Annotated in this window: 25 protein-coding genes; 13 read left to right on the top strand and 12 right to left on the bottom strand. The window is 66.8% G+C overall.

The genetic code is table 11. The features are described from left to right. Nucleotides 1–150: 150 nt before the first annotated feature. Nucleotides 151–1,101 (bottom strand): LysR family transcriptional regulator, encoded by a 951-nt coding sequence (locus tag ACLV74_RS23780; RefSeq protein WP_411881900.1) that lies wholly within the window; start codon nucleotides 1,099–1,101, stop codon nucleotides 151–153. 123 nt (nucleotides 1,102–1,224) lie between these two features. Here ACLV74_RS23780 and ACLV74_RS23775 point away from each other — a divergent pair, with 123 nt between their 5' ends. Together ACLV74_RS23775 and ACLV74_RS23770 are read left to right on the top strand one after the other, a co-directional pair. Continuing rightward, nucleotides 1,225–1,803: an NADPH-dependent FMN reductase gene (locus ACLV74_RS23775; RefSeq protein WP_411881899.1), complete on the top strand. Its 579-nt coding sequence runs from the start codon at nucleotides 1,225–1,227 to the stop codon at nucleotides 1,801–1,803. Then, nucleotides 1,800–2,651, top strand: coding sequence for a pirin family protein (locus ACLV74_RS23770; protein ID WP_411881898.1), 852 nt, complete (start codon nucleotides 1,800–1,802; stop codon nucleotides 2,649–2,651). Before ACLV74_RS23775 ends, ACLV74_RS23770 begins: the two co-directional genes overlap by 4 nt. Nucleotides 2,652–2,696: 45 nt before the next feature. Here the strand turns inward: ACLV74_RS23770 and ACLV74_RS23765 are convergent, their stop codons facing one another. Together ACLV74_RS23765 and ACLV74_RS23760 are read right to left on the bottom strand one after the other, a co-directional pair. Continuing rightward, a complete protein-coding gene (locus ACLV74_RS23765) occupies nucleotides 2,697–2,870 on the bottom strand; it encodes a hypothetical protein (protein WP_411881897.1) in 174 nt (57 codons plus the stop codon). Nucleotides 2,871–2,922: 52 nt separating this feature from the next. Further along, the gene (locus ACLV74_RS23760) at nucleotides 2,923–3,537 is read right to left on the bottom strand and encodes a hypothetical protein (RefSeq protein WP_411881896.1); all 615 of its coding nucleotides are present in this window, start codon (nucleotides 3,535–3,537) and stop codon (nucleotides 2,923–2,925) included. A 546-nt stretch (nucleotides 3,538–4,083) separates the two neighbouring features. On the opposite strand from ACLV74_RS23760, the gene ACLV74_RS23755 reads away from it, so the two are divergent. The 3 genes from ACLV74_RS23755 to ACLV74_RS23745 all read left to right on the top strand — a co-directional run bounded on the left by ACLV74_RS23755 (nucleotide 4,084) and on the right by ACLV74_RS23745 (nucleotide 5,455). Continuing rightward, nucleotides 4,084–4,491, top strand: a complete 408-nt coding sequence (locus ACLV74_RS23755; protein ID WP_411881895.1) for a BLUF domain-containing protein — start codon at nucleotides 4,084–4,086, stop codon at nucleotides 4,489–4,491. A gap of 32 nt (nucleotides 4,492–4,523) precedes the next feature. Then, complete coding sequence (locus ACLV74_RS23750) at nucleotides 4,524–4,925, top strand: GFA family protein (RefSeq protein ID WP_411881894.1); 402 nt, start codon at nucleotides 4,524–4,526, stop codon at nucleotides 4,923–4,925. Nucleotides 4,926–5,104: 179 nt separating this feature from the next. Next, nucleotides 5,105–5,455, top strand: coding sequence for a KGG domain-containing protein (locus ACLV74_RS23745; RefSeq protein WP_411881893.1), 351 nt, complete (start codon nucleotides 5,105–5,107; stop codon nucleotides 5,453–5,455). Between the two features lie 280 nt (nucleotides 5,456–5,735). Here the strand turns inward: ACLV74_RS23745 and ACLV74_RS23740 are convergent, their stop codons facing one another. From ACLV74_RS23740 to ACLV74_RS23715, 6 genes are all read right to left on the bottom strand, one after another. Continuing rightward, complete coding sequence (locus ACLV74_RS23740; RefSeq protein WP_411881892.1) at nucleotides 5,736–6,371, bottom strand: SAM-dependent methyltransferase; 636 nt, start codon at nucleotides 6,369–6,371, stop codon at nucleotides 5,736–5,738. Next, entirely contained in the window at nucleotides 6,368–7,132 is a 765-nt protein-coding gene (locus ACLV74_RS23735; RefSeq protein ID WP_411881891.1) for a PIG-L deacetylase family protein, read from the bottom strand. The genes ACLV74_RS23740 and ACLV74_RS23735 overlap by 4 nt, the downstream gene beginning before the upstream one ends. After that, a complete protein-coding gene (locus ACLV74_RS23730) occupies nucleotides 7,120–8,151 on the bottom strand; it encodes an acyl-CoA dehydrogenase (protein WP_411881890.1) in 1,032 nt (343 codons plus the stop codon). The genes ACLV74_RS23735 and ACLV74_RS23730 overlap by 13 nt, the downstream gene beginning before the upstream one ends. Beyond that, nucleotides 8,148–8,837, bottom strand: coding sequence for a glycosyltransferase (locus ACLV74_RS23725; RefSeq protein ID WP_411881889.1), 690 nt, complete (start codon nucleotides 8,835–8,837; stop codon nucleotides 8,148–8,150). Before ACLV74_RS23725 ends, ACLV74_RS23730 begins: the two co-directional genes overlap by 4 nt. A gap of 206 nt (nucleotides 8,838–9,043) precedes the next feature. Further along, on the bottom strand, nucleotides 9,044–9,523 hold the full coding sequence (locus ACLV74_RS23720; protein ID WP_411881888.1) for a universal stress protein: 480 nt from the start codon (nucleotides 9,521–9,523) through the stop codon (nucleotides 9,044–9,046). A gap of 92 nt (nucleotides 9,524–9,615) precedes the next feature. Continuing rightward, the gene (locus ACLV74_RS23715) at nucleotides 9,616–10,116 is read right to left on the bottom strand and encodes a TraR/DksA family transcriptional regulator (protein WP_411881887.1); all 501 of its coding nucleotides are present in this window, start codon (nucleotides 10,114–10,116) and stop codon (nucleotides 9,616–9,618) included. A gap of 261 nt (nucleotides 10,117–10,377) precedes the next feature. Between ACLV74_RS23715 and ACLV74_RS23710 the strand changes: the two genes are divergently transcribed. The 3 genes from ACLV74_RS23710 (at nucleotide 10,378) to ACLV74_RS23700 (ending at nucleotide 13,608) form a co-directional block, all read left to right on the top strand. Continuing rightward, nucleotides 10,378–10,983: a hypothetical protein gene (locus ACLV74_RS23710; protein WP_411881886.1), complete on the top strand. Its 606-nt coding sequence runs from the start codon at nucleotides 10,378–10,380 to the stop codon at nucleotides 10,981–10,983. Between the two features lie 289 nt (nucleotides 10,984–11,272). Then, complete coding sequence (locus tag ACLV74_RS23705) at nucleotides 11,273–11,803, top strand: flavodoxin family protein (protein WP_411881885.1); 531 nt, start codon at nucleotides 11,273–11,275, stop codon at nucleotides 11,801–11,803. Nucleotides 11,804–11,859: 56 nt separating this feature from the next. Then, nucleotides 11,860–13,608, top strand: coding sequence for a PHA/PHB synthase family protein (locus ACLV74_RS23700; RefSeq protein ID WP_411881884.1), 1,749 nt, complete (start codon nucleotides 11,860–11,862; stop codon nucleotides 13,606–13,608). Nucleotides 13,609–13,629: 21 nt separating this feature from the next. Here ACLV74_RS23700 and ACLV74_RS23695 read toward each other — a convergent pair whose 3' ends face one another. Further along, nucleotides 13,630–14,094, bottom strand: a complete 465-nt coding sequence (locus ACLV74_RS23695; protein WP_411881883.1) for a phasin family protein — start codon at nucleotides 14,092–14,094, stop codon at nucleotides 13,630–13,632. 164 nt (nucleotides 14,095–14,258) lie between these two features. On the opposite strand from ACLV74_RS23695, the gene ACLV74_RS23690 reads away from it, so the two are divergent. After that, nucleotides 14,259–16,994: a bifunctional acetate--CoA ligase family protein/GNAT family N-acetyltransferase gene (locus tag ACLV74_RS23690; RefSeq protein ID WP_411881882.1), complete on the top strand. Its 2,736-nt coding sequence runs from the start codon at nucleotides 14,259–14,261 to the stop codon at nucleotides 16,992–16,994. Continuing rightward, nucleotides 16,960–17,409, top strand: coding sequence for a universal stress protein (locus tag ACLV74_RS23685; protein ID WP_411881881.1), 450 nt, complete (start codon nucleotides 16,960–16,962; stop codon nucleotides 17,407–17,409). Before ACLV74_RS23690 ends, ACLV74_RS23685 begins: the two co-directional genes overlap by 35 nt. Nucleotides 17,410–17,449: 40 nt before the next feature. Here the strand turns inward: ACLV74_RS23685 and adhP are convergent, their stop codons facing one another. Then, a complete protein-coding gene (adhP, locus tag ACLV74_RS23680) occupies nucleotides 17,450–18,478 on the bottom strand; it encodes an alcohol dehydrogenase AdhP (RefSeq protein ID WP_411881880.1) in 1,029 nt (342 codons plus the stop codon). Nucleotides 18,479–18,772: 294 nt separating this feature from the next. Here adhP and ACLV74_RS23675 point away from each other — a divergent pair, with 294 nt between their 5' ends. Next, on the top strand, nucleotides 18,773–19,309 hold the full coding sequence (locus ACLV74_RS23675; protein ID WP_411881879.1) for a universal stress protein: 537 nt from the start codon (nucleotides 18,773–18,775) through the stop codon (nucleotides 19,307–19,309). Between the two features lie 31 nt (nucleotides 19,310–19,340). Here the strand turns inward: ACLV74_RS23675 and bdcA are convergent, their stop codons facing one another. After that, nucleotides 19,341–20,054: an SDR family oxidoreductase gene (bdcA, locus tag ACLV74_RS23670; RefSeq protein ID WP_411881878.1), complete on the bottom strand. Its 714-nt coding sequence runs from the start codon at nucleotides 20,052–20,054 to the stop codon at nucleotides 19,341–19,343. Between the two features lie 71 nt (nucleotides 20,055–20,125). Here bdcA and ACLV74_RS23665 point away from each other — a divergent pair, with 71 nt between their 5' ends. Together ACLV74_RS23665 and ACLV74_RS23660 are read left to right on the top strand one after the other, a co-directional pair. Continuing rightward, nucleotides 20,126–20,707, top strand: coding sequence for a TetR/AcrR family transcriptional regulator (locus ACLV74_RS23665; protein ID WP_411881877.1), 582 nt, complete (start codon nucleotides 20,126–20,128; stop codon nucleotides 20,705–20,707). Between the two features lie 458 nt (nucleotides 20,708–21,165). Then, nucleotides 21,166–21,648, top strand: a complete 483-nt coding sequence (locus ACLV74_RS23660) for a GreA/GreB family elongation factor (RefSeq protein WP_411881876.1) — start codon at nucleotides 21,166–21,168, stop codon at nucleotides 21,646–21,648. The last annotated feature ends 343 nt before the right edge of the window (nucleotides 21,649–21,991 follow it).

Below are 21,991 nucleotides of genomic sequence, written 5' to 3'. Positions count from 1 at the left end.
TAGCGAGACCCCGCCTGAACCGAGCACCGCAGGTTGCCCGTAGCGAAGCGAAGGGACGCAGCAACCAGGGTCGCCTTTTCTTTGCTTACGTTCTTTTGGCGAAGCAAAAGAAAGTAAGTCGCCCGCCGGGGCGAGACCCGGCCAGCAAGTCTATGCAGGTAGCGCGCCGCCGGAGCAAGAGCCGGCCCGAAATATTTCCGGCAGTGCATCCAGATCACTGAGCTTCTCCATCACCACGGCAATAAAAGCCGACACCGCCAACGGCAACTGCCGCCGGCTCGGGTAGAGCACGCTCAGGCCCTCGCTGGTGCGCTGGTACTGCGGCAGCACCCTCACCAGCCGGCCCGCCTGCACGTCCAGCCGCGCCATCGCGGGCGGCAATAGCGCGATGCCCAGGCCGGCCAGCGTGGCCTTGCGCAGCGACTGGGCCGTGTTGCCACTGAAGCGGCCCGTGACCTGCACTTCGTCCTCCACCCCGTCGGGGCCGGCCAGGCGCCAGGTGGTGTGGCCGCTCGGGTGAGCCGGCGTCACGCAGTCGTGGTCGGCCAAGGCCTGCAGCGTCGCGGGTGTGCCGCGCGCGGCGAGGTAGGCCGGGCTGGCCACCATGCCGTCGCTGCGCGCGCCCAGCAGCTGCCGGCCCACGTAACCCAGGTCGCGCAAAGGCCCGCCGCGAAACGCCACGTCGATCTGCTCGGCAATCAGGTCGGCCCTGGCATCGCTCAGCACAAAGTCCAGCCGCACGCGCGGGTGCGCGGCCAGGAAGTCCGCCACCCATTCCATCGGGAAGAAATCAAAAAAATCCGCCGTTGCCGCCACCCGGACCAGGCCGCTGGGCTCCTGGCTGCCGGTCATCAATTCCTGGCCGGCCTCGGCCAGCCCGTCGACCGCGCCCGCGCAGCGCTCATGAAAGGCCTGGCCGGCAGTGGTCAGCGTGAGCTTGCGCGTCGAGCGTTGCATCAGCCGCGTGCCCAGTTGCGCCTCCAGCTGCTGCACGCGCCGGCTCACGGTGTTGGACGGCAGGCCCAGCCGCCGCGCCGCTTCGGCAAAGCTGCCGCTGCGCACCACCTGGACAAACAGGGCGACGTCATTGAGGTCCAGCATGGTGATTCCTTCTCTTATTGGATGAGTGCAATCCCATTGTCCCATCTAGTCAGGCAATGGGCGCGGCCCTAATCTTCTGTACATCGGCTTTCGGCCTCAACCTTTTCTCTTCAGGAACACCCCATGAGCACACCCCGCATCGGCATCATCATCGGCTCCACCCGCGAAGGACGCTTCGGCGACAAACCCGCGAACTGGATACACACCATCGCGCAGCAGCGCAGCGACCTGGCCTTTGAACTGATAGACCTGCGCGACCATCCGATGCCGTTTTTTGCCGAAGCCATGTCGCCCGCCTGGGCGCCCGTGAAGAACGAAGCCGCGCAGCGCTGGGCCGCCAAACTCGCCACGCTGGACGGGCTCATCGTCGTCACGCCCGAATACAACCACGGCCCCAGCGCCGTGCTGAAAAACGCTTTTGACTACGCCTACAAGGAATTCATCCGCAAGCCCATAGGCTTTGTCGGTTACGGCGGCGTGGGCGCCGCGCGTGCCGTCGAGCAGTTGCGCCTGGTCGCCACCGAACTGCAGATGGCGCCCGTGCGCAACGCGGTCCACATCGGCATGGTCGAGTTCATGGGCATCTGGAAGCAAGGCAAGACCTTTGAAGACTTCCCGCACCTGGCCCAGGCCGCCACCGGGCTGCTCGACGACATGGCCTGGTGGGCCAAGGCGCTGAAGACCGCGAGGGACGCCGCATGAGCGCGACCGTCGCCACCCAGGCCCGCGCCATCGTGCACCGCACGCGCGGCAGCGCCCACGGGCCCATCACCCGGCTCGTCAGCCCCGGCGACCTGGGCGAGTTCCTCAAGCCCTTTGTCTTCCTCGACCTGTTCGGGTTCACGCCCGCGGCCGGCCACAAAGGCTTCGGCATGCACCCACACTCGGGCATCGCCACGCTGACCTACATGATCGAAGGCGACGTCGGCTATGAAGACACGACAGGGAAGAAGGGCGTGCTGCCCAAAGGCGGCGTGGAATGGATGCGCGCCGGCAACGGCGTCTGGCACACAGGCGCGCCGGTCAGCGGCTCGCCCGTGCAGGGCTTCCAGCTCTGGGTCGCGCTGCCCGCGTCCGAAGAAAACGCACCCGCCCAAAGCATCTACCTTTCACCCGAACAGGTGCCGCAGGAGGGCCCGGCCCGCGTGCTGCTGGGCCGCCACGGCGCGGCGCAAAGCGCGATTCCCGCACCGTCCGACATGAACTACCTGGCCGTGAATCTCAAGGACGGCGAGCACTGGCGCTACACACCGCCCGAAGGCCATACGGTGGGTTGGGTTGCGGTCAACGCGGGCCGGCTGGAGGCCGGCGACGAAAGTGAAGGCCCCATCGCCACAGGCGAACTCGCGGTGTTTGAGGAGTCGGGCGAAGCGATCGACTTCACGGCCCACGGCGACACAGCCTTTGTGCTCGGCTCGGCCGTCAAGCACCCGCATGAACTCGTGATGGGCTACTACTCGGTGCACACCAGCCGCGCGGCGCTGGCACAGGGGGAGGCGGAGATTCAGCGGATCGGGATGCGGTTGAGGGAAGAGGGGCGGTTGAGGTAAATTTTGGCGCGATACGGTAGAGGCGGCGCGCTGGCTGTTTTCTTCCTAGTCAATCAGGATGGCCACGACTACAAGGATGGCCGCTATCCCGAAGATCAGGATGCGTTCAACGGTGTGGTAGGACACCTCTGCGTCCTTGCCTCTGATTTTCTTCATCAGCAGGTAGATGATGACGAGCGCAACGCCACCCATTAACTGAACAAACAAACTGCTGGCCATGAATCAGTCTCCCGCGGTGGTCTGGTGAATCGGTGAAAACCTGTTGCACCCGCTACTTCGGCAATGGAACCGTCGACTGCAGGCAATCGTCCTTGCCTGCCTCCCGCGCGCCCATCGAGAGCGTCGTCACGCAAGCAAGCCGGAAATTCGACTTGCCGGACGAGCGGGAGACATCGACGATCGCGTAAAGAGGCTTGCCGCCCATAAGGGAATACTCATAGCGGCCTCTTGAACTGTCGCTATACGTTGTTGCCGATGCGGGATAGACCTTGACGGGGCCGCCCACCAACTGGATCAGTTGTGGGTTCCGCGTGACGAAGTCATAGGCGAGTTGCTTCTCATTGGCCGCTTCAACGCCGCTTGAATGCGTGTGCCACACGAACCAGGGAAAAGGCGCAAGCAACAAGGCCGCAAGGATGAAACGGCGCTTGCGCAGGTTCAATCCGGCGGCGATGCCGAGACCCGCGGAGCCGATCACAAAGGCTGCGCCAAAACTGACGGTCATCAGGAAGAGCTGGAACGCGTTGGGTGACATGCCATAAGACACGGCCCCTGCGATGACCAGTGCCGCGAAAACCGCTCCAGCGGCGATTCCCGGGCCTAGGAAAAAAGCGCACGCAGCGGCAAAGAGGGCCAGGGCAACTGTCAGCCAGGGGATCAGCGTCATGGGTCAGGCCTTTTCTGTCATCGTGCGAATGTATCAATTGTTTGACGAAAGAATCGCCCAGCCGGCCAAGACAAGGACAAGCCCACCAAGTGTGATGTAACCAACAAGACGCCGATTTCCGTCTTGCCTTCTCATGCATGGGAGGCAGTAAAAGAAAGTGTCCCCTTTGTAGTGCGAAACCGGAAGCAGATATCCTGCGGATTCGCATGCATAGCAGCGCATGGCCAGATTGCGCTTCTTTCCACGCGAGTCCCGGTAAATCTGAACAACCAGGGCGACGACCGGAAAGATGCCAAGGGCTCCAAACACAAAAAAAGCAACGACTGTTTGCATTGACGTATTAGAACCGCGTTAAAGGGCTGCTGTGAGAGGAACCGCCGTGCTTTTTGATGTTCGGCAACCTGCTCCAAACAGTGGGATTATTGCCGGCACGGCTCCATCCGCACAATCAATTGCAGGACGGCGGGTTGATGGGGTTTAATCGACCGGGAACGCATCTCCCGCATCCGGGACCCCGCAAGCCAGGTTTTTCAAGGACGCCGCACCATGATCAGACTGCTCTACATCAGCGAGGCGACGGAAGGCATCACCGAGGACGCCATCACCGGCGTTTTGAAGAGCGCGGGAAAGAACAATCCGCCCCTGGATATCACAGGCCTCCTTGTCTACGGAGGCGGCGTGTTTGCACAAATTCTTGAAGGGCCTGAGCAGGCGGTGCTTCAGAAGTACGTGAAGATCATGGGCGACAGGCGTCACCGCAATTGCCGCATCGTCTACATCACGACGACGGGCGAGCGCATTTTTAAAGACGTCTCCATGGCGGCGCTGGAAGCGCTGCCTATGGAGCTTGAGCACATCGCCCAACTCGATGCCCACCGCAAGGACGCGATCCCGGCGGACGCGTTCACCGACCTCATGAATGTGTTTTTCTCACGAATCCAGGCGCTTCCCTGATTCGAAAACCTTGCCAAATGCCGGGAGCACGCATGCAAGTCCATGGAAGTTGCCACTGCGGTGGCATTCGTTACGAAGCCACGGTCGATCCGGACCACACCACCATCTGCCATTGCACGGATTGCCAGAAGCTCACGGGGTCCGCCTACCGCGTTTCGGTCCCGGCGGTTGAAGGATCGTTTCAGCTCCTCGCGGGCGAGCCGCGCATCTATGTGAAAACCGGCGACAACGGCGCGCGGCGCGCCCAGGCCTTCTGCCCGGATTGCGGCTCACCGCTTTACACCTATGCGGTGGACGACCCCGGCATCTACGGCCTCAGGGTGGGTTGCATCGCGGAGCGCGAAGCGCTGGTGCCGCGCCTGCAGAAGTGGCGCCGCTCGGCCCTGCGCTGGACGGAGAACCTGGCCGGTATGGCGCAGCGGGAAAAGAGCTGAGATCGCCTCGCAGAGCGCGCTTGTTGCCATGTCAAAAGACATGGGAGGCGTACGCCAATTCCTACTTGCGCTGTCGCGCTTCGCGGCCACCGTGCTCGCGGGTGCATGGGTATCTTGAAAGTGTGTGGACTGAGTGCCGCACATGTTTATCAACCTACTCGTCAAACCAGGAGACTCACATGGCCAGCAACCAAGGCAGCAACCAGGGCAACAACAACCCTGAAGGCAAGAACCAGTACAGCAGTGGCAACCAGTCTGGCGGCCAGTCCGATAACCAATCCCGCGGCCAAAGCGGACAAGCCGACCAGGGTAGCCAGGGCGGGCAAAGCAATCAGTCCGACACCTCGAACCGCGGCTTTGCCTCCATGGACCCGCAGCGCCAGCGCGAGATTGCCCGTGAAGGCGGCAAGGCTTCGCACCAGAACGACGACAACGACCAGGAAGGCGGCAGCGAGTCGAGCGCCGGCCGCGACCAGGACCGTAGCCTCAGCGAAGGCTCGGGCAAGCGCGGATCGGACCAGTCGCGCTGATGCGGTTCTGGTGCAAATAAAAAGGGGCCTCCGGAGGCCCCTTTTTTGTGGCGCGCAAAGCTGCGTCCCGGACATGGAGCCGGGGGATTTATTTCGCCGCCGGCCCTCACCCCAACCCTCTCCCAGAGGGAGAGGGAGTAAGTCCGCGAGAACGCATGGATGTGATGCTGCCCCTCTTTCTCCCTCTCCCTCTGGGAGAGGGTGGGGTGAGGGCCGGCTGCCTGCGAACAGCGCCGCCGGATGTTGAGGAAGCCGCCTTGACGCCGCGCAGCAGGTCACGTCAGGAAATATGCTCGCGCTCCGCAACCGAGGGCCCGGTGGCCCATACATCCAGGCGCAAATCGGGCTCGACGATCTGGCACTGCCTCGGCCGCTCCACCACACGTTCGAGGATGGCATGGGCGTCGTCGCCCGTCAGTTCGCAGCCTGCTATCGGGTGGCGCCAATGGCAGGCCAGCAGGGTGCCGTTGGGCGCCAGGCTGGCCTGCGCGAGCCGGGCGATGTCCTCGACCACCGCAGGCTTGAGGTAGAACAAAAACTCGCTGAGCACGATCAGGTCGAATGTGTCCCTGGGCCAGTCGCGCGGCATCCAGGCTTTGCGCACCTCGACGTTGCGGTGGTCCTTCAGGCGCTCGCGGGACAGCGCCACCGCCTTGTCGATGCCGTCGCTCACCAGCAGGTGGCGGCAGCGCGTCGCCAGCCTGGACGACAGCTCGCCGTTGGCGCAGCCGGGCTCGAAGCCGTGGTCGTAGCGCTCCAGGGGAAGCGCGGCCAGCGTCAGCGCGCGTTTGCGCCGCTCGTACCAGCGGGTCTTGAAGCTCCAGGGGTCGTCGCTCTGGCTGAACAGGGCGTCGAAGTAGCCGGGCTGGTCGGGGGGGAGGGCGGTGTTGTTGCGCATGGCTTGCGGCTGCGTCACACAAAGAAGTACTCATGCCGCCGCGCGGCGCGTTCCACGATGTTGCCGGCCAGCACGGGCCCCTGGCCTTCGCGGTCCAGCAGCTGGCTTTGGTGGCTGCGCAGCGCGTGTTGCTTGAGGGCGGCGAGCTCCTGCGGAATGTCGAAGGCGGCAAGGCCGGCCCAGGGCACGCGCGTGTCACCGGGCCTGGCCCAGTGCCACATCCAGACCGGCGCCTGCAGCAGGCTGCAGCCCGCGGCGAAGCAGGCTTGCGCGGCGGCGGCGCCCGTGCTTTCGTGGTCGGGGTGGCCGTCGAGGCGCCACGTGGTCACCACCACGTCGCCGGGCAGCAGCAGCCGCTTGAGCTGGGCCGTCAGGTAGGCCATGCACGAGGCCACCTTGCCGTCCGGTAAACACAGCCGGATCACGGAAACGGGCTTGACGCCCAGCCTGAGCAGGCCGGCATGGCTTTCTTCGGTTCTTTGCGCGCCCAGCCTGGCCGAGGCCTTGCGGTTGCCGCTACCGTGGCTGGCTTCGCCGTCCGTCACCGCGACGACCAGCGTGGGGAGTTGCTGCCGCACGCAGGCGGCCAGCAAGCCGCCGCAAGCGAGGATTTCATCGTCGGGGTGCGGCGCCACCACCACCAGCCTCGGGGCCGGGGCGGCCGGCGGGAAAATGTCGGCCAGTGCCAGGCGTTTTAAACCGAGCTGCGCCAGCCAGGGCAGCCACACGGCATCGGGTGTGCCCGCGTCGCGCAGGGTTCTGTCGTTCACAGTGTCCATGAGGCGGCCTCCCGCGCCAGGCTGCGTTCGCCGAGGGCGGCGAAATCCCTGTCGGCATGGCTCTGGCGTATGAACACCGGCAGGTCGGCCGCCGCCTTGGCGAATTTTTCGTCCAGGCAGAAGGGCGTGGCGCCCATGGCCTTGCCCACCTCGTCCAGGACTTTTTTGGCGCAGCATTCGGCCGACAGGCGCGCCCTCAGCGCGACCCGGCTGGCGTCGCCGGACGGATGGCTGTCTATCCACTGCGCCGCATCGCGCAATGTCGCCGCGGTTTCGCTGAGCGCGAGTTCCACCTTGCCCAGCGAGGCCATCTGGTAGCAGCAGTCGCCGGACGACGGCCGCGCCATCAGGGCTTTGCGCAGCGCGTTGGCCAGGCCCACGGCGCCGCCGTACCAGCAGGCGGCGATGCCGGCCCCGCCGTGCCAGAAGCCCGGCCGGCTCAGGTAAGCCTTTTCGCGGCCGATGCGGCGGCCTTTGGCGCCGTCGAAGCTCACGTTCACGCTGAGGCTGCTGGCCATGCCGACGGCTTTCCAGCCGCCCGCGTCAATGCGTATGCCGGGCTGGTCCAGCGGCAGGGCCACCAGGTGGGGGCCGCTGCCGTCTTCCGCCCAGGCCGTCAGCAGCGCGTGGTCGGCCGAGGCCGCGCCCGAGCACCAGAATTTGGCGCCGCCCAGCGTCACGCCGCTGTCGCCGCCGCCGTCGCACGGCCGCAGCAGGGTGCGCCCGCCCGGCGCCTCGGCGGCCCAGACGCACCAGGCGCCGGCCTCGGGCCGCGCGGCGTCGCCTTCGAGCTCCGCGATGATCGCCAGCGCATCGGTATGGCCCTCGTAGAGCTTGGTCAGCGACAGGTCGAATTGCCCCACGGCGGCCAGCGCCTGCCAGCGCGCCAGCGTGGAACCCGAGCCCGGCATGGGCAGGCGGTCCAGCCCGTTGCTGATGAGCCGTGCCAGCCAGTCGGAATCGTCCGGCATGTCGCCGTTGAACAGGTCGCCTATGAGTTGGGCCACGGCGGAGTTCATGCGGCCACCGCCGTTTCAACCCCCGCCCACAGCCGCAGCGCATCGATTTTTTTGAGGGTGGCGCCGAAACCGCCCGGGGCCTTGAACCCGGACCGCACGCTGGTCACCACACGCGGCAGGCGCGACCAGGCGATGCGGGCGCCGCTTCGCTTGAGGGCCTCGACGAAGGCCACGTCTTCGCCCGTGTCCAGGCCGGTGAAACCGCCGGCGGCGGTGTAGGCCCGGGCGCTGACGCCCAGGTTCGCGCCGTGGATGTGCGAGTGGCCGTCCTCATCGGTGTAGGTGTGCTCGAAGTGCCGGCGCATGCGTTCGCCGTAGCCGCCCCAGTCTTCGACGGCGACCGTGCCGCAGACGGCGTCGGCCCGCAGCGAGAGCTGGGCCGCCAGCCATCCCGGGTCCACCACGCTGTCGGCATCGGTAAACGCCAGCCAGCGTGCGCCCGCGGCAAGGGCCAGCGCCGAGCCGGCCTGCCTGGCCGTGCCGACCTTGCGCGCGGTGATGGCCTGGGTGCGCGCGCCCAGGCTGCGCGCACGCGCGCCGGTGCCGTCATCGCAGGCGTCCAGCACGACGATGATCTCGACAGGCTCGCCCGCCAGGTCCGCATGGCCGGCCGCCTGTATGAGCGACTTCAGGCAGGCCTCGATGTGCGCTTCCTCGTTGTGCGCCGGGACGATGACGGCGATCATGGCGACCTCGCGCGCATGCCGTCGCCGGCTAAAAATTCAGGGATTGCGGGGGCCTGCCAGGGTCCGTTGCCGGCGCCGTGTCCCGGGCGTTGCGGGTGGGGTGTGCTCATTCCTGTCGCTCGCGGTTGATTGATGGGTATCAACCGCGAATCTACGGTGAGCGTCGCAGGCGTCGTGTAGGACGACTGCGTTTTGGCGCCGCAGGCTTAATCCGCTGGATGCTCGCGGCTGTCCTCGGGCGGCGCGCTGCGAACCACCAGCACCGGCACGGGGGACAGGCGCAAAATCTGCTCGGCGCCGCTGCCCAGCAGCACGCGGCCTATGCCGCGCCGGCCGTGCGAGCCGGTCACGATGAGGTCGGCGCCCCAGAGCTTGGCGGCTGCGGCCACGGACTCGCCCAGGCGCTGGCCGGGTTCGTCGAGCATCGCCTGGCTGGCTTCGACGCCGGCCGACTTGGCGATGGCCATGGCGTCGGTCAACACCTTGGCGCCGCCTTCGCGCATCATGCCGGCCAGGTCGGCCGAGTAAGTGCCATAGGGGTCCATGCCGCCCAGGTAGGCCATTTCGTTGACGACGTGCACCAGGCGCACGCTGGCGCTGGTTTCGCGCGCCATCTGCAGGCCGGCGACAAGCGCTTTGTTGGCGGTGTCGCTGCCGTCCACGGGGATCAGGATTCGCTTGAACATGGTGCTTGCCTCATGGGGGTTGGAATGTCATGACTGTCGACGATTCCCGGGCATGGCATATTGATGCGGATCAATTGCGGATCAACTACGGATCAACTGCGGGCTGATGGGGGATGCGCGGCCGTTGTCTGCTCGCCGGCCGCCTGGCAGGGCACACAGAAGGCTGCGGCGGGCATCGCTTCCAGGCGCAGCAGGTCCATCGGCTTGCCGCATTCCACGCACTGGCCGAAACTGCCGTCCTTCAGGCGGCGGCGGGCCGCAAGCACCTGGGACAGCTCGTTCGCGATACGCGCCTCCTCCAGGGCCGCCATGCTGGATTCCTGTTCCTGTTCGGCCAGGTCCTTGAAGTCCCGCACCTCCCCGTTGCCGGGCTGGTCATCGGCAAGTTCTTTTTTGTTGCCGGTGTCCAGGGCGACCCTGAGTTCGGTTTCGCGCGCGGCGAGGAGCTTGCCGAAGTGCCCTGCAAATGAATGGTCGTAGTGCTGCATGGAGAGGCCTGAAAGAAGTTGATGGGCTAGGAGTCTGCGCGGCAGAAGGCGCATCGGCTGCAAAGCGAGCGCAGCGGTCCATTTTTCACCGGATTTTTGCCCCATAGCTACGGCTATGGGTCTGCAAATCCGGCAAAAACTGTCCTCGCTGGGCTCGCTTTTCGCTTCGATGCCTTCTGCCGCGCAGACTCCTAGTGTCTGCTTGAGCCGTGATTTTCATGAAACTTCAGCGGCCCGTATTGATCTTGCGCAAGCCGGAGCCAGGCCGGCAGGAGGCCATGATTGCGCGCCGCTTGCGCCAGGTCAACTACCTTGCCGCCCGGCCTGGCCATCATGGGCGTTTTCAACTCCGTCGAGAGGCACACCATGAACACCAGGACTCTTGTGATCGCCGCGGCCTTCGCCACCTGCGCCGCGGGCTATACGGCGGGCGATGCCATGGCGCAGGCCCCAGAAAAAGCCCAGCCGCCGGCAGGGGCGTCCAGCGCGCCGGCGGGCGTGGCCGCGCGTTCAAAGGCGGTCGCGCAAAAAGCCGCGCAGGAGGCGGCCGATGCCGCGCGCGCGGCGGCCGACCTGGTCAAGCTCACCCTGCAGCTGGCCGAAACCGCCGCCCAGGACGTCTCGCACCGGACGGCAGCGGATATACGGGAGAAGGCGCTCAAGGCGGACGAAGCCGCGAAAAAAGCCCGTGAAAAGGCCGGGCACGCCGCGGCCACGGCCACCGACGACATGAAAAAACTCGCGGCGAAAGCGGCGGACGCCGCCAGGCGCGCCGCGACGGCCGTGCACGCTGCCTCGGGGCGCGCGGAAGAAGCGCTGCGCAAGGCCGCCCAGTCCGACCAGGCGCAAACGCAGAAGGCCATGAAGGCCACGCAGGATGCCTTGAGAAGCGCCGAACAAGCCGCGCGCGAATCCGCCGAAGCCGGCAAACAGGCGGCGGACAAGGGCGCCGATACCGGTGCGAAAAAATAGCGCGCGGGCAGAGTGGATCCCACCGGAAAAATGCTGGCCCTGCGCTACCTTGCGGCGGCATCGCGCAAGGCCTGAGAGGCGGGGGAGGGCGCCCACCTTTGATCCAGGTCAAGGGATGAAAGCGCCGGCTCGCCTACGCTTGGCCCTGGGAGCCTGGGCGGCAGAAGGCGCATCGGCTGCAAAGCGCGTTTCGCTTCGATGCCTTCGCCGCCCAGGCTCCCGGCCGGTGCCCGCGCAGCACCGCGCCGACCGAAATCTGTTTGCGCGCAAACCCGCAAGGAACAGAACCATGTCCAACTCCATCCTCATCGTCTGCTATTCCAACACCGGCACCTCGCGCCGCGTGGCCGACCTGCTGGCCAGCCAGTTCAAGTGGCCGCGCGGCGAGGTGCGCGAATCGCGCTCGCGCGCCGGCGCCGCCGGCATGCTGCGCTGCGTGGCCGATTCGCTGTTCAAGCGCCATCCCGCGATCAGTTACGTGGGGCCCGACCCGCGCAGTTTCGGCACGGTGGTGCTGATCGCGCCCATCTGGGCTGCCGAGCTGGCCGGGCCCATGCGCAGCTTTGTGCGCGACCATGCCCCCAGCCTCCAGCGGGTGGCCGTCGTCTCGGTGATGGGCGGCAACGGCGCCACCAATGCCTTTGCCGAGGTCGACCGGATACTGGGCCGTCCGCCCATCCTGTCGACCTCGTTCACCGCGCGTGAAGTGGACGACGGCAGCTATTCGTCAAGCCTGCAAGGGTTCGGCAACGCGGTCCGGGACAACGGGAATAAAGAGGACGCGGTGCGGCCGGCGGACCTGTCGCCCAGCGCCGTGTGAGCGCGCTCTTTCCCGCTCCGGCGCCCGCCGTTTCCAACACCACCGCAAACCCGGCCATGCCCGCCGAGCCGACCCTTGCGCCCGCCGGACCTTCGCCGGCGGATGCGCCGCTGCAGCTTTTCCTGGCCCGCCTGGCCAACGGCATCTCGCCCGCATCCGTGCTGCTGGCGCAAGCCGACTGGCTGGGCCACCTGGCCGCATCGCCGGGCAAACAGGCGGAGCTGGCGGCCAGCGCCTGGCACAAGCTGCTCCAGTGGACGCAATATGCCGGCCGTTCCTGCTACGGCGAGTGTCCCGGCTGCATAGAACCCGAGCCGCGCGACAAGCGGTTCTCCGCGCCGCAGTGGAGCCGGCCGCCCTACAAACAGCTGGCGCAGGCCTTCCTGCTGCAGGAGCACTGGTGGGCCGAAGCCGGCGCGGGCGTTCGCGGGGTGTCGCGCCACCACCAGGAGGTGGCCGCATTTGCGGTGCGGCAATGGCTGGACATGTTCGCGCCGTCGAACTTCGTGCCGACCAATCCCGAGGTCCTCGAAAAAACCCTGCGCACCGGCGGCGCGAACCTCGCGGGCGGATTCTCGAACGGGTGGCGCGACGCCGCCACGCTGCTGGCCAACGGCAGCCCGCGCGGCGTCGAGCGCTTTGCCGTCGGCCGCGACGTGGCCTGCACGCCCGGTCGCGTGGTGATGCGCAACCGGCTGGCCGAACTGATCGAATACGCGCCGTCCACCGCGCGGGTGGACGCGGAGCCCGTGCTCATCGTGCCGTCGTGGATCATGAAGTACTACATCCTGGACCTCACGCCGCAGGACTCGCTGGTGCAATACCTGGTGGGCCAAGGCCACAGGGTCTTCATGGTGTCCTGGCGCAACCCGGATTCCGGCGACCGCGACCTGGGCATGGAGGACTACCTGCAGCTCGGCGTCGTGGCCGCGCTGCAGGAGGTGCGCAGGCGGGCCGCCGGCCGCAAGGTGCATTGCGCCGGCTATTGCCTGGGCGGGACCCTGCTGTCCATCGCGGCGGCGGCGCCGCAAACAGGTGTGCCGGACGCCATGGCCACGCTGACGCTGCTCGCGGCCCAGACCGATTTCGCGGAACCGGGCGAGCTGGGCCTGTTCATCGACGAAAGCCAGATCGCGTTTCTGGAGAACCTGATGGCCGGCCGCGGTTTTCTCGACGGGCGGCAGATGGCCGGGGCTTTCGCCCTGATCAACTCGCGCGACCTGGTCTGGTCCAGGCTGGTCCACGAATACCTCATGGGCGCCGAAACACCGATGACCGCGCTGCGCGCCTGGAATGCGGATGCCACGCGCCTGCCCGCGCGCATGCACAGCCAGTACCTGCGCGGCCTGTACCTGCACAACGACCTCGCCGAGGGGCGCTTCAGGGTGGCGGGCCGCCCGGTCAGCCTCGCCGGCATCCGTGTTCCGCTGTTCGCGCTGTCCACCGAGCAGGACCACGTATCGCCCTGGGCCTCGGTGTACAAGATCCACCACCTGGCCGCGGCGCCCGTCACCTTTGTGCTGGTCTCGGGCGGGCACAACGCCGGCGTCGTCAGCCCCGCGTCGGGGCCCGGGGCCAAGCCGCAGGCCCACTACCGGATCGCGACCAGCCCCGCGATGGCTGCGCCCGCGGAGCCGCAGCAGTGGAGGGATGGCGCGCCGCTGGTGCAGGGCTCGTGGTGGCCGGCCTGGCACGCCTGGCTGCGCGCACATTCTTCGGCGCGTGTGCCCGCCGTGCCGGTCGGCAGGGCGGCCGGCGGCCTCGGCGTCATCGAGGCGCCGGGCGCTTACGTCCACCAGCGCTGAGCCGGGCCGGCCCGCGGCGGCTCAATGCACGGAGGCTTTCAGCGGGCCGTTGACGGCATTGGCCAGGGTGGCCTTCCAGGCTTCAAGCGCCGGCTTCAGGGCTTCGCCGGGATGGCTGTCCGCGATGTGCGTGGCGCAGGCCATCAGCTCCATTTCGGTCTTGAGCATGGCCGTGGCGATGGCCTGCCAGTATTTCGCGGAACCCTGGAAGTCGAAGTTCAGCAGGTCGGCCTGCATGGCCAGCAATTCGGCGGGCGTGCAGTTCTCGCGCAGCTTCTGCGCCACCGTTTCATGGCGCTCGGTCGCCTGCTGCGCGGCCTGTTGCTGGATGTAGCGGATTTCTTCGGAGCCGCGAAACAGGATGGCGGCGGTATTGGCGGCGAAGGCCATCTGCTGCCGGCCCGCATCGGCCAGCATGTCGGGGACGGCGGTGTTGGGCGCGGCGGCTTCGGACGAAGCGGCGGCCGGGGCTTTTCGGGTGCTCATGGCGTGTCCTTTCAGGGGTGAATGAAGGGGAGAGTGGCCGGCTGGAACAGCCAGTGTGCGGCGGCCGGGCACGGCCCGGTTTGATCTGGCGCAAATGCCCGCGACGATGCGGGCATTAATCTGGCGCATCGCATGGCGCCGGCCGTGCTGCTTTGGAGTCCCTCATGAGTGTGCGCAACCTGGAAGCGCTGTTTCAACCCCGATCGGTCGCCCTGATAGGCGCGTCCGACCGCGCCAGCAGCGTGGGCGCCGTCGTGCTGCGCAACCTGAAGGCGGGCGGCTTCAAGGGCCCGATCTGGCCGGTCAACCCGAACCACGCGCGCGTGGGCGGGGAGCAGGCCTGGCCCGACGCGGCTTCGCTGCCGGGCGTGCCCGAGCTCGCGGTCATCTGCACGCCCGCCGCCAGCGTTCCCGCCATCGTCGCGGAACTGGGACGCCGCGGCACACGCGCGGCGATCGTCATGTCCGCGGGCCTGCGGCAGGCACGGCAAGAGGGCGGGACCTGGGAAAGCGCCATGCTCGACGCCGCGCGGCCCCACCTGATGCGCATCGCCGGGCCGAACTGCCTGGGCATCCTGGTGCCCGGCATAGGCCTGAACGCCAGCTTCGCGCCCGGCAAGGCCTTGCCGGGCAACATCGCCTTCGTCACGCAGTCGGGCGCGCTGGCCACGGCCATGCTGGACTGGGCCAATGGGCGCGGCATAGGCTTTTCGCATTTCATCTCGCTGGGCGACGTCGCCGACGTGGATTTCGGCGACGTGCTCGACTACCTCGGCAGCGACCCCGGGACCCGCGCCATCCTGATGTACATGGAGTCGGTGACGTCGGCCCGAAAGTTCATGTCGGCCGCGCGCGCCGCGGCGCGCAACAAACCGGTGATGGTGGTCAAGGCCGGGCGCGCGCCCGACGGCGCCCGCGCGGCCGCCTCGCATACCGGGGCGCTGGCCGGCTCCGACCTGGTGTTCGATGCCGCGGTGCGGCGCGCCGGCATGCTGCGCGTGGACACGCTGGAAGACCTGTTCGGCGCGGCCGAAACCCTGGCGCACGGGCAGGCCTGGGTCGGCGACAGGCTGGCCGTGCTGACCAACGGCGGAGGCGCCGGCGTGCTGGCGGCCGACGCGCTGGCCCTGGGCGGCGGCAGGCTGGCCGAACTCGCGCCGGACACGCTGGCCGCGCTCGACGCCTGCCTGCCGCCGGCCTGGTCCCACGGCAATCCCGTGGACATCGTGGGCGACGCGCCGGTGCCGCGCTACCAGGACGCGCTGCGCATCCTGCTGGCGGCGCCGGAGGTCGACGGCGTGCTGTTCATGCACGCGCCCACGGCCATCGTGCCGGCGTCCGACATCGCCGCCGCCTGCCTGCCCCTGGTCACGCGCCGCAAGCCCGTGCTGTCATGCCGGCTGGGCGCGCCCTCGGTGGCGGCGGCCCGTGCCGCGTTTTCGGCTGCCGGCGTGCCTTGCTTCGACACCCCGGAGCGCAGTGTCAAGGCGTGGCTGCAGCTCGCGGCCTACGCCCGCAACCAGGCGGCATTGCGCGAGCTGCCGGGCCTGGGCGGGCAGGCCGGCACGCCGGACACGCCGCGGGCGCGCCAGATTCTTCAGGACGCCGCGGCCGCCGGGCAGCGCTGGCTGGACGCCGTGCAGGCCCAGCAGGTGCTGCAGGCCTACGGCATTCCGGCCTTGCCGGTCGAGCGGGCGCGCGACGCCAACGAAGCCGCGGCGTTCGCGCAGCGCATCGGGTTCCCGGTGGCCCTTAAGGTCATGTCGCCCGACATCATTCACAAGTCGGATGTCGGCGGCGTCGAGATCGGTCTCAAGTCCGCCGACGAGGTGCTCGCGGCGGTATCGCGCATGGGCCAGAGCCTGGCGCTGAAGGCGCCGCAGGCGGTGCTGCAGGGCTTCGCGGTGCAGGCCATGGCCGCCAGGCCCGGCGCGCTGGAACTGATCGCGGGCATTGCCAGCGACCCGGTGTTCGGGCCGGTGATCCTGTTCGGCGAAGGCGGCACCTCGGTCGAGCTCCACGCGCGCCACGCCGTCGCGCTGGCGCCCGTCAACGACGCGCTGGCGAAGGACCTGGTGTCGCGCGCCGGCATGGACACGCTGCTGGGCGGCTACCGGGGAAGCAAGCCGGCCGACACGGCGGCCGTGCGCGACGTGCTGCGCAAGCTTTCGCGGCTGGCCTGCGAGCAGCCCCTGCTCGCCGAGCTGGACATCAACCCGCTGCTGGTCGATGAGCACGGGGTCCTGGCGCTGGACGCCCGGATAGGCCTTCGCGCCCCCGGGGCCGCGTCCTTGCCGCCGTCCATCAGCCCTTATCCGGCGGAGCTCGAAACACAGCTGCAGCTGGGCGGCGCCAGGCTGTCGCTGCGGCCCATCCGGCCCGAAGACGGCCGGCGGCTGGCGGCCTTTTATGCGCGGGCCACACCGGCCGACATGCGCCTGCGTTTTTTCATGTCGCGCCGCGAGGTGCCGCGCTCGGAGCTGGCCCGCTACAGCCAGATCGACTACGACCGCGAGATGACCTTCATCGCGCTGTCGCCCCGGGCCGGCGCCGGGCCGGAGATGGCGGGCGAGGTGCGCGCCGTCTGCGACCCGGACAACGAGCGCGCGGAGTTCGCCATCCAGGTCGCCGCGCCGTGGCAGGGCAAGGGGCTGGGCCGGCTGCTGCTGGACAGGCTGCTGGCCTACCTGCGCGGGCGCGGCACCAGGGAGGTGGCCGGGCAGTGCCTGCGCGAGAACGCCGCCATGGCGGCGCTGGCGCGTTCGGCCGGCTTCGAGGTCTCCGACGACAACAGCCAGGACACTTTCTCGATGCGGCTCGTTTTGAACCCACCCCCCAACGCGCCACCGGCGCCAGGAGCAACACATGGACTCACTACACCAACTACTCGTTCCGGTTGACGGCAGCCAGACTTCGGTCAAGGCGCTGGAAGCCGCGATTGAACTGGCGCGCCTGAACAGGGCGCGCCTGCGGCTGCTTTACGTCATCGACGCGCTCGACTACGCCAACGGCTTCGAGACGGCCAGGACTTATTACGAGGAAACGCTTCCCTTGATGCACACCGACGGCGAAAGGCTGCTGGCCCAGATGCGCAGCCTGGCCGAGGCCAAGGGGGTGGTGTGCGACAGCGTGCTGCTGGAGGCGGGCGCCGAACGCCTGTGCGACGTGGTGGCCGAACACGCCAGGCAGGTCCACGCCGACATGATCGTGCTGGGTTCGCACGGGCGGCGCGGCCTGAACCGCGTGCTGATGGGCAGCGACGCCGAGCAGATCGTGCGGCGCGCGCCCGTTCCGGTGCTGGTGATCAAGGCCTGAAGCCGCCCGGCGCGGCCCGGGCGGCCCCCGCGCTCCGTGCTCAGTCGCCGCTGATGCGCATCACGACCCGGCCCTCTATCGCGCCGCGGCGCATGCGGTCCAACACGCCGTTGATGTTGTCCAGCCGGTCCTCCGTGAAGGTGGTGCGCACCTTGCCTTCGCCGGCGAAGGCCAGCGCTTCCTGCAGGTCCTTGCGGGTGCCCACGATGGAGCCGCGCACCGTCTTGGCGTTCAGCACCACGTCGAAAATGGGCAGCGCGAAATCCCCGGGCGGCAGGCCGACCAGGGACATGGTGCCGCGCTTGTGCAGCATGCCCAGCCCCTGCGAGAAGGCGCTGCGCGAGACCGCGGTCACCAGCACGCCGTGCGCGCCGCGTATCGCCGTCTGCACTTCCTGGACCGGGTTTTGCCTGGCGGCGTTGACCACCATGTCGGCGCCCAGGCTTTTGGCCAGCTTCAGTTTCGCGTCGTCGATGTCGACGGCGATGACGTGAAAGCCCATGGCCTTCGCATACTGGACCGCCAGGTGGCCCAGGCCGCCTATGCCGGAAATCGCCACCCAGTCGCCCGGCTTGCACTCCAGCACCTTCAGGCCCTTGTAGACCGTCACGCCGGCGCACAGCACCGGCGCGATTTCGCTGAAGCCGACGCCGTCCGGCAGGTGGCCCACATAGCCGGGATCGGCAAGCACGTATTCGGCGTAGCCGCCGTTGACGCTGTAGCCGGTCATCTGCTGGCCGTCGCACAGCGTCTCCCAGCCGGTGATGCAGTGTTCGCAGTGCCCGCAGGCCGTGTGCAGCCAGGGAACGCCGACGCGGTCCCCCTCCTTGACGGTGGTGACACCCGCCCCGACCGCGGCGACGTAACCCACGCCCTCGTGGCCCGGGATGAAGGGCAGGGAAGGCTTGACCGGCCAGTCGCCGTCCGCGGCGTGCAGGTCGGTGTGGCACACACCCGAGGCCACGATCTTGACCAGCACCGTGCCGGGCGCCACGGTGGGCACGGGGACTTCCTCGATACGGAGCGGCTTGCCGAATTCATGGACAACCGCGGCTTTCATGGTTTGCATGGAGAGTTCCTGAAAAAAAGCAAAAGCGCGGCAGGCCGCCGCGCCGGACTTGTCGGGCAGTTTCCAGTTTAGGCAGGCGAAGCGCTTGCCGTCTTGATATTTCGCAAGCGGCGCGCGGGGCATGAGTCGCCGCGACAACACCTTGAGATCTAAAGAACTACACGCGCCGCACGCGCTAGTGCTGAAGACCGAGGGGCTTGCCGGAACAGGTCGGGCTTGTTTGCGCCAGGTCAATTTGCGGAAGGCGAAAACATTCCATACTGGAAATTCCATCCACCATTGAAGGAGAACGCCATGTACCAACGTATCCTGGTTCCCGTCGACGGAAGTCCCACCTCCAAACACGGCCTGCAGGAGGCCATCCGCATGGCCAGGCTGACCGGCGGCAAGCTGCGTTTGATGCACGTCGTGGATGTCACGTCCATCGCGCTGTCGTTCGACGCTTATGCGGGCTACCCCAGCGACTGGCTTGAAACCCTGCGCAAGGACGGCGAAGGCCTGCTGGCCGACGCCAGGGCGGTCGCCACAGCCGCCGGTGTGGAGGTGGAAACCGTGCTGCGCGACAACTTCGCGGTGCCGGTGCATGAACTGATCGTCAGCGAAGCCGGCGCATGGCCCGCCGACCTGATCGTGCTGGGCACCCACGGGCGCCGCGGCATGGGGCGTGTCATGCTGGGCAGCAGCGCCGAAAACGTCCTGCGGCGCTCGCCCGTCCCCGTGCTGCTGGTGCGTTCACCGGAGCCCGCCGGCAAGGCGGACGCCGCCGAAGAAGGCGCTGCGGTGAAGACCGTGCGCGTCAACCTTCCTTCGGGCGCGTTGTCCGTGGAATGAGCGGACCCGCGCAATCGCGTGTTACAGCAGCTTAGGCCCCGAACGCTCCATCTATCGTGTGCATCGCACCGGTGACGAAACTTGCCTCGGGGCCTGCCAGCCAGGCGACCATCCCTGCCACCTCTTCCGCACGGCCATGGCGCTTGATCGCCATGAAGCTGTGCATCAGATCCTTCATGGGGCCGTTTTCCGGGTTCGCCTCTGTGTCAATAGGACCCGGCTGCACGACGTTGATGGTGATTCCGCGTGGCCCGAAATCGCGTGCCAGGCCCCGCGCCATGCCTTGCAATGCGGACTTGCTGAGCGCGTAGGAAGCCATGCCGGGAACCGGCATGCGGTCTCCATTCACGGAGCCGATCACGATGATCCGCCCGCCCTCTGGCATCTTGCGCGCGGCTTCGACTGATGCGTGATACGGCGACTGGACGTTGATACGGAACAGGCGGTCGATGGCATCCGGGTCCTGGTCCAGCGCATCGCCGAAGATCGCGATGCCAGCGTTGACCACCAACACGTCAAGCGGTCCGCTGTCGCGCACCCTGGAGATGACCGCATCGCGGTCGGAGCTGTCGGTTTGGAACGCGGCGCTGCCGGTTTCGCTCGCCAGGGCACGGGCGGCGTCGGGCGATCCAGAATAGGTGAAGCTCACCTTTGCACCATCAGCGACAAAGCGCCGGACAATAGCTGCGCCGATTCCCCGGCTGCCGCCGAGCACCAGAACCGACTTTTCCTTGAATGAAGACATGGTCACCCCTATGAATAATGTAGTGTGTATTACATAATGCATCTTGCTCACCTGTCAAGGATTTTGTAACGATGACTACAGATATATCCAAGCCCCGTGGGAGGCCACGCCGTTTTGACCCGGTCGAAGCACTGGCCGCCGCACAAAAGCTGTTCCATGCAAAGGGCTATGACGCGGTGAGTGTGGCTGACCTGACCAAGGCTTTGGGCATCAACCCACCAAGCTTTTACGCCGCCTTCGGCAGCAAGGCCGCGCTTTACAGCCGCGTCCTGGACCGGTATGCGGACTTCGGCGCCATCCCGCTGCAACAAATCCTGCGGGCCGACCGGCCGGTGGGTGAATCACTGGCTGAAGTGCTGGTCGCCGCCGCCCACGCCTATGCGGACCCCGAAGCTTCCGGCTGCATGGTGCTGGAAGGCACGCGCAGCAACGAAGTGGAGGCGCGCGAGTCCGCCTGTGTTTTTCACGTTGCTGCGCAGGATGCCATTCGCCGCTTCATTGCCGAACGCCATCCAGAAGACGCGGATCGGCTGGCAGATTTCGTCTGCACCACCATGGCCGGCCTTTCCGCCAGCGCTCGCCATGGCCAATCGTTGGAACGTCTTGAAGCCACTGCACGCCTTGCTGGAAAGGCGCTCATGTCATCCGTGTGACCTGACCGTGCCCCGCCAGACGTGGCGCATTAAGAGCAGCGCGACTGCTTCAAGAAATAGTGGTTCGGTTGCCGCTGCCGGGGCCAGGGAACGAAAGAGGAGATGAATCGCGCATCTCCCTGAGTGTCAGAAGACATTTCCGGCATGCTGGCGCGGAGCGAAGCCGACCTGATTTCACTCGACTGCAGTGTCCTTAGGCATGCGAACTGGCCACGGCGGGTTTACGAGGGGCAGGTGCCGCCACCACCTCTATTGAGACCTCAACTTGGTAAAGGTCGCTATCGGCCAGAAGCAGACATCAGACCCGCAGGGCGCATTGATGGTGCTTAGGCGCAGTACGGTAGGCTGCAGGAATGAACGCTGACGGCGCACCGCCGAAAGTGCAATCGGGTCGACGGCTGGAGGAGCCCTTCATAATCAAGGCCTTCCCCGCTTGTTTGAGATGCCTACCTTCCGTCATGAATAAATTCTCGCTGCAACAGCAGGTGCTGAAACGGCTCGCCGAAGACCTGCTGCAAGCCGAAGATGCAGTGCGGGTGGCACACGAAACGGCGACCCACGCAGAAAATATCGCCGAAAACAAATACGACACATTGGGACTCGAAGCCGCCTACCTGGCCACCGGCCAGGTTCGGCGCGCCGAAGCCATCCGCCAGGCGATGGCCAAGTGGCGCCAATTCCTCCCGCGTCCCTACGACGCCAGCAAAGGGATACAGCTCGGCGCGCTGGTCTGCCTGGTCGATTCCGACGACAAGCAGCAACAGCTCTTTCTCGGCCCCGATGGGGGCAGCATGCAGTTGGTCAGCGGCACTCAGCGGGTTCAGGTCATCAGCATGGAAGCCCCTTTGGGCAGGGCCATGCTGGGCAAATGCGAGGGTGATGATGTGTCGATACAGGTCGCTGCAATCCGACAGCAGTTTGAGGTGCTGCGGGTTCATTGAGCCGTGAACGACTCCTCTGGGCCCATTGCAGCCGTCGGTAAGATGACAGCTTTCGGCCAGAAGCAGACATCGGACTTGCCCAAATAAGTGGAAACCTGCAAGCGGGATCGCAAAGCTTCTGCCGCGTCGGCGGGAGTGCCAGTCTCACGGTAGGAGGACGCAATGAACAACTCTGCAATCGAGAGGGAATTTTGGCTGTTGAATTCCGTCGAAATCTGATCCACTTAACGCAGTAATTTCCATCCAAATCTGACCCACGTAGGCACTACCCTGCTTGTTTTAAAAGCAGGGGAAATTAGGAGTGATAGACGTGGCGACATTGAATGTCATCAGACGCTGGGCA

The sequence above is a fragment of the Polaromonas sp. YR568 genome (assembly GCF_943369415.1).
In the GTDB taxonomy this organism is placed as follows: Bacteria; Pseudomonadota; Gammaproteobacteria; order Burkholderiales; family Burkholderiaceae_C; genus Polaromonas.
This window is presented reverse-complemented; position numbering and strand designations above follow the sequence as displayed.